This window comes from Pseudomonas sp. 5Ae-yellow (assembly GCF_014077575.1).
Taxonomy (GTDB): Bacteria; Pseudomonadota; Gammaproteobacteria; order Pseudomonadales; family Pseudomonadaceae; genus Halopseudomonas; species Halopseudomonas neustonica.
Genome location: NZ_JACGWE010000146.1, coordinates 1 through 467 on the forward strand (window position 1 = coordinate 1; position 467 = coordinate 467).

Here is a 467-nt window from a genome sequence, read left to right on the forward strand (position 1 = left end):
GGCCCAGAGTGTGTAAAAACACTTTCCGTATGTTGGAGGCCTAAGCACAGCGCTCTTGGGCGAGGCGATTTCCCGAACATTTGCCAAGGTCAGCCCCGGTAGCGCGTCAGATCGTGTATGAAGCGCTTTTGCACCTCTTTGGGGCAGTAAAAGCTGGGTTTTTACGCCGCCATCGCCTTCAACAAGCCTTCGGTGCCGATGATTTTCATCACCCGCTTCAAGTTATAGGCGAGCACATTCAAGCTCATTTCTGCGCTCACCCCGTTCAGTTTTCGAGTCAGGAAGTGCGTTGCCCCCATCCATTGTTTGAGCGTCCCGAAGGGATGCTCAACAGTCCGTTTTCGAACCCTCATCATCTCCGGTGCTTGATTCAGCTGGCGTTGCACTTCCTCCAGCACAGCTTCATGTTCCCAGCGCCTTACCCGACGATTTGTGCTTGGCGTGCACTGGGTTTTCAGGGTGCAACT

1 protein-coding gene is annotated in these 467 nt (G+C 54.0%); it reads right to left on the minus strand.

The window, feature by feature from the left end:
- Window positions 1-161 precede the first annotated feature (161 nt).
- A partial coding sequence (locus H4J77_RS19645) for a transposase (RefSeq protein ID WP_182250155.1) occupies window positions 162-467 on the minus strand: 306 nt, incomplete at its 5' end.